Annotated in this window: 5 protein-coding genes and 1 tRNA gene; 2 read left to right on the top strand and 4 right to left on the bottom strand. The window is 61.2% G+C overall.

Annotation, left to right across the window (positions count from 1 at the left end; genetic code table 11):
• Positions 1-1,156 (bottom strand): IS3 family transposase gene (locus ACXDF8_RS25950; RefSeq protein ID WP_457223387.1). Its coding sequence is split into 2 segments (ribosomal slippage), with 1,154 coding nucleotides annotated over them: positions 1-869 and positions 872-1,156; the frame shifts between segments, so codons are not numbered across the junction. This gene is flagged as partial in the annotation.
• 349 nt (positions 1,157-1,505) lie between these two features.
• On the opposite strand from ACXDF8_RS25950, the gene ACXDF8_RS25945 reads away from it, so the two are divergent.
• Complete coding sequence (locus ACXDF8_RS25945) at positions 1,506-1,775, top strand: type II toxin-antitoxin system RelB family anti-toxin (RefSeq protein ID WP_457226129.1); 270 nt, start codon at positions 1,506-1,508, stop codon at positions 1,773-1,775.
• A complete protein-coding gene (locus ACXDF8_RS25940) occupies positions 1,768-2,598 on the top strand; it encodes a hypothetical protein (RefSeq protein WP_457226128.1) in 831 nt (276 codons plus the stop codon). Before ACXDF8_RS25945 ends, ACXDF8_RS25940 begins: the two co-directional genes overlap by 8 nt.
• On the opposite strand, the gene ACXDF8_RS25935 is transcribed toward ACXDF8_RS25940, so the two are convergent.
• From ACXDF8_RS25935 to ACXDF8_RS25925, 3 genes are all read right to left on the bottom strand, one after another.
• Positions 2,574-3,791 (bottom strand): DNA cytosine methyltransferase, encoded by a 1,218-nt coding sequence (locus ACXDF8_RS25935; RefSeq protein ID WP_457226127.1) that lies wholly within the window; start codon positions 3,789-3,791, stop codon positions 2,574-2,576. The genes ACXDF8_RS25940 and ACXDF8_RS25935 overlap by 25 nt on opposite strands.
• Before the next feature lie 273 nt (positions 3,792-4,064).
• A tRNA-Leu gene (locus ACXDF8_RS25930) sits at positions 4,065-4,138 on the bottom strand.
• A gap of 381 nt (positions 4,139-4,519) precedes the next feature.
• Positions 4,520-5,893 carry a cation:dicarboxylate symporter family transporter gene (locus tag ACXDF8_RS25925; protein ID WP_457226126.1) on the bottom strand — a complete coding sequence of 458 codons (1,374 nt, stop codon included), beginning with the start codon at positions 5,891-5,893 and terminating at the stop codon, positions 4,520-4,522.
• Positions 5,894-6,000: the final 107 nt, after the last annotated feature.

Genomic DNA, 6,000 nt, shown 5'->3' with positions numbered 1-6,000 from the left:
GTCATGATGGCTTCGAATTCGATGGGGGTCAATCGGCCCAAGCGGGCTTGCCTTCGACGGCGGTGGTAGGTGCGTTCTATCCACGTGACGATCGCGATGCGGAGGTCATCGCGGGTGGGCCAGCGTTGGCGGTCGAGGACGTTGCGTTGCAGCAGAGAGAAGAAGCTTTCCATGGCGGCGTTGTCCCCGGCGGAGCCGACCTGTCCCATGGAGCCGAGCATCTGATGGCGCCGTAGCGACCGCTGGAGTTTTCGGGAACGAAATTGGCCGCCCCTGTCGGTGTGCAACGTGCAACCAGCGACTGTGCCGCCGCGGCGGGCTACGGCGGACTCGATCGCGTCAACGGCCAATTGTGAGGTCATCCGCTCAGCGATGGAGTATCCGACAATTCGGTTGGACCACACGTCCTTGACCGCACACATGTAGACCTTGCCCTCAGCGGTCGGGTGCTCGGTGATATCACTGAGCCACAACCGATTTGGTCCCAGCGCAGTGAACTTGCGACGCACCAGATCCTCGTGCGCCGGGGCGCCAGGTAAGCCCTTGCGGCCGCGACGTCTCTTGCCGAACGCACACCACCATTGGTTGATCGAGCAGATCTTCCACACCGTACGTTCACTGACGTTGTGGCCGGCGGCGCGGACCTGATCGAACAACAGCCGGTAACCGAACTCAGGATCCTCGCGGTGGGCGTCGAAGATCGCATTCGCCAAATGCGCCTCGTCGTACTCGGCGTCGGTGACTGGACACGACAGCCAGGCGTAATAGTGCTGGCGGTGAAGCTTCAAGACCCGACACGAGACCGCCACCGGCACCCGGATCGGGGCACCGGCTGCGGCCAGCTCCTTCACGAGCGGGTAGAGCCTTTTCCCGGTAGCGATCCTCGCGCCAGATAGGCCGCCGCCTTGCGCAAGACCTCGTTCTCTTGCTCTAGCAGGCGATTGCGCCGCTTGAGCTCTCGGTTCTCTCGCAGCACATCCGGGGCTGCGACCGACTTCGGGCCTTCATCGGCATCAGCCATACGAAGCCACGAATTCAGCGTGGTCTGGTGAATCCCGAAATCGCGAGCGACCTGCTCCACAGACACCCCAGGGCCACGCTCGCGCGCCACCCGCACCACGTCACGGCGGAACTCCTCGGGGTAGGGCTTAGGCACAACGACATCCTTCCAGCCTGACAGCTCGTCAAGCGATTTCAGATGTCACAGATCCGTTCATCAGCCCCCTGCTAGTCATCGCCGTTGCCGCGTTCCTGCTGTTCCTGTACATGCGCAGGCGAATCGTCCACTACCTAATGGCGAGACGCGCCGACAAGCAGAACCAGGCTTACCTCAAGGGTAAGGGCAGCGGCGTTCACGGGAAGTTTCGACCCGAGGACCTCAGCTAACCGGCAACGAGCGGGACCGCACAAACCCGCGCGGCACGCGCCTCGCCGTACATCCGATGTGACAAAACTTGACGTAAAGTCCCTCGGCTTAAAGTCAGGCAACTGGCACGCTCCTGTTGGTGTCTTGGACCCGATCGCCCTACGCCGCTAAGTGGCAGAGCGAGTTCGGCGAGCGCCTGCGTGAACTTCGGCTTGCAAAGGGCCTATCACAATTAGCCCTAGCCAATCTCGCGGATCTCGACCCCACTTACGTCTCTGCCGTGGAACAAGGGCGACGCAACATCACGCTGGTCAACATCCGTGCGTTAGCACAGGCGCTTGGCGTGAGGACGGCGGCGCTTTTCGACATTGACCCATCGCCCACTCCCCCAGCGGGCGCGGATGACTGACAACATCGATCCACAGGTCGAGGCCGAAGCAATCCCCGATCTGACCGTATCCGACCTCGGGCCAGTACTGCAGACCCTTACCCCTACCCAACTAGCTCTTGTGTTGTCGATGGCGCGCGCAATGCAGGTTCCAGTCACGGTGTCGGACACAAGCGACAGCGACATTATTGACGACGTGTTTGCGGAGACGATGTCCAATCTGTTGACGCTCCACCACGCTCTCCACGAAGAACCACTGAACAAGAAGTCATTTGAGTACCTCTTCAAGCAATGCCTTGTCGCATCAGGGCATCCAGCAGAGATCAACCCCACTCCTGGGGACGAGAGTTGGGATATTCGCGGCGCTGGGTTCAAGTGGTCGCTGAAGACTGAAGCCGCCAAGGGCATTTCGGCAGCTACAGTGAAGATCGAAAAGCTCATGGAAGCTATTTGGGTCAGGGAAGCTACCGATCCCGATAAGTGCGCGGAGGCCGTGCGGGCGAGGATCAACCGCCATATGCAGGACTACGACCGGATAATCGTTCTGCGAGCCTTCGTGACGACGCACGGATATCGGTACGACCTAGTCGAGATACCCAAGCGCGTGCTTGTGGCGCACTTCGAAAGCGCCGAACCACAGCAGTTCCAAAAACAGGGCCGATCTATCAGCTACGGAGCCGACTTCAGTAATACCGTTGGCTCCAAGGTATTTCGGATATTGCTCGATTCCAGCGTTGAGAAGATCCGACTCTGGTACCGATCAGATTTTGCGCGGGTACATGGTCGATGGCAGGTTCAAGTTGAAGCCGCGCAAGCGGCTCAGCAGAACACCATCGAAGCCTGACCAGATCTGACCTGTATATCGTTAACGGTCAACGATGTTCGAGGCAAGACCACATCCCGGAGATCCGGCTGCTCGTCGGTGAGGATCCACGACGCGACCCATGCCAGCTGATAAGAGATGAGCGGGGGTACTGCGTCGCCCACCTGGCGGTACAGGTTCTTTCTACTGGTTCCAACGAACTTGTAGTCGTTTGGAAATCCCTGGAGGATCGCTAACTCTCGCACAGTGCATTGACGATCCTGCTCGGGGTGACTGTAGCGTCCGTTTCCGATATGCGAACATTCGCGTTTGATCGTAGGCGCGGGCCGATCCCACCACATCCGCCCATAGACATCGCAGTAGCTGTTAAGGCGACCTCTCTCAACGGCTTTCCACATGGACGGAATCATGAACCGATGAGTTTCCTCGTTATCGAGGAAACTCGGCCAGCTTCCTCCGTCGCGCGGCATCGCCTTCAACCGCTCAAGAGACTCCCCGACAAGTGTGGTGCTTGTATGCGCAGGGTCGCTCTCGTCAGTTTCTCCGGAGTTGATTCGCGGCAGGTGCGAGATCGCACGCCGCACAGTCGCAGCGGATGGGTCAACGGAATAGCCATCCCACAGCTCTTCAAGCGTGTGCATCGGAAGTCCATTCTTGACCGCGATAACGATGGCTCGCTCGCGCTGCTGCGGTAAGCCGAACTCCACCATGCGATGAACGCTGGCGTGAACGCTGTACCCGCGATCGCGGAGTCTGCCGGCCAGCGTCTGAAAGTGTTCGCGGAATTTCCCGTTCAGCAGCTGAGGGACGTTCTCCATCATCACGATTTGAGGTGAGAACTGATCGACGAATTCTGCAACGCGTACGACAAGACTGTTGCGAGGGTCGTCTTCGGTGTAGTTCTTCGAAACCGCCCTCGAGAAACCGGTACACGGCGGGCAGGCCAAGAGGACTGACAGATCGGATGCACTAGCGCCGATGCCGCTCGCGACTTCCGCGGGACTCACTACGCCAAGATCGGCGGCGAACGGGACAACGCCCATGTTTGCGTGATAGGTCGCGTTACAGCCAATCGCGCTCATACCTGTGCTGGGCTTGCCGATCTCGGCGTCAGCGGCGCCAACAACGCTGAATTGAGGATGCGCCGCGAATCCGTAACTCATGCCGCCGCCACCCGAGAACAAGTCGACTACTCGACTCTCCACTGCAGCCATACCCACCCTTCAGCCTTGACTACGGACCGTACCGACTGCGTCCGACAAGAGTTCGCTCAACATGCCAGCTTCCAAAAAGTTGACTTAAAGTCAGAGTGTAGGGGCCTAGTCAGAAGAGCCGCGAACGCAACACGCGGCGCGTTGATCACCATTCGGCTGACGCCTCCACACGATGAGTCGTCACTGCTGACGCGCCGCTGACACGGCCGCCCGGACAGCGGTGAGCCGCTCAAGCGTTCGAATCAAACAATTCTTCTACCTGCACTTTCTCAGTGCCCCCAGTCGGACTCGAACCGACACTGTGCGGATTTTAAGTCCGCTGCCTCTGCCAATTGGGCTATGGGGGCGCACCGACGAGTCGGCGCCGTAGAGACGTTAGCGTGTGCGCCCCGCGACTCGAAGGACCCCCAGCGCCGCGCCACCACCCGACATCGACCCGCGACGCGCGAGCCACCACAGCGGCTCATGTGAACATGCTGTGGATCCTCGCTCCTCCTACCAGGACGTTTCAGCCAAAACCCTTGCAGGAAGCCATTTTTGACGTAACCGACAGTTTGCCTGAATCTGTGCCCGAGGTATCGTGGGACACGCGACCTGATGGCTTCGGCCTCAGTCACGGATAAGCCCGGCGACCCCCCGACCTGCCGGGCTTTTTCCGTGCCATGACCACGCCAGCACGGCACGACACCCCGGGGGAATTCCGTCCCGGGGTGTCGTGAGCTGGGAAATCAGGCGGCGACTGCCTCCTTCTGCGGCACCGGCCGGTGATCGTCGTCGAGCATGGTGACCTCGTCGAACGGGTCGCGACCCGACAGCACCTCGTTGACCTTGCCCATGTCCACGGTCTTGGTCCACGAGCCCACCAGCAGGGTGGCCACCGCGTTGCCGGAAAAGTTGGTGACCGCACGCGCCTCGGACATGAACCGGTCGATTCCGACGATCAGCCCCACCCCGTCGAGCAGCTCTGGCCGGTGTGCCTGCAACCCGCCGGCCAGCGTCGCCAGCCCAGCCCCACTCACCCCGGCCGCGCCCTTGGACGCCACGATCATGAACACCAGCAAACCGATCTGCTGCCCCACCGACAGCGGGCTACCCAACGCGTCGGCGATGAACAGCGAGGCCATCGTCAGGTAGATCGCAGTGCCGTCCAAGTTGAACGAATATCCGGTCGGCACAACCACGCCCACCGTGCTCTGCTGCACACCCAGGTGCTCCATCTTGGCGATCAGCCGCGGCAGCGCGGACTCCGAGGAGGACGTCGCGAAGATCAACAGGTACTCCCGCGCCAGGTAGCGCACCAGCTTGAAGATCGACACCCCGGACACCATCCGCAGCAGTGCCCCGAGCACACCGAAGACGAACACGATGCACGTCACGTAGAAGCCGAACATCAGCGTCAGCAGGTTGGTCACCGCGCTCCAGCCGGTCTGGCCCACCACGTTGGCGATCGCGCCGAAGGCACCGATCGGGGCCAGCCACAGCACCATCGCCAGGATCTTGAACACCAGCCGCTGAAGGTGCTCCACCCCGCGCAGGATCGGCTCGCCCTTGCTGCCCATCGCCTGGATGGCGAACCCCACCAGCAGCGCCACGAACAGCGCCTGCAGCACATTGCCCTCAGTCAGCGACGAGAACAGCGACGTCGGGATGATGTGCTGGATGAAGTCCATGACCCCGCCCGACTCGTGAGCCTTCTCGGCCAGCTCCGCACCCTTGCCGGCTGCCGACTCCGAGAGGTTGAGCGTGCTGCCGGGATGCAGGAGGTTGCCCACCAGCAGGCCGATCGCCAGCGCAATCGTCGACATGATCAGGAAGTAGCCGAAGGCCAGGCCGCCCACCTTGCCGACAGTCGCGGCCTTGCGCACCGACCCGATGCCCAACACGATGGTGCAGAAGATCACCGGCGCGATCATCATCTTGATCAGGCTGACGAACATCGTCCCGAGAACACCGACCTCCTTGCCGACCGCGGGGGCCACCAGGCCGACGATCACACCGCCGATGACCGCAGCGATGACCGCCAGGTACAGCCAGTGCGTCCGGTCGCGGCGTTTCGGCGGAGCGATGTCGTCGCCGCCGCGGCGATTCAAAACCGTGGTCATGAGCGGTTTCCTTCCAAGTCACCTGCAATGGGTCTGCAAGGATGGTCGAACGTGGCGTGAGCCAGGTCACGCTTTAGTTCATTACGTTCAGCCCCGGAGGTGAGCAG

This window comes from Mycolicibacterium sp. CBM1 (assembly GCF_054073305.1).
The sequence above is the reverse complement of the archived record's forward strand: the minus strand, read 5'-3'. Positions and strand labels throughout refer to the sequence as shown.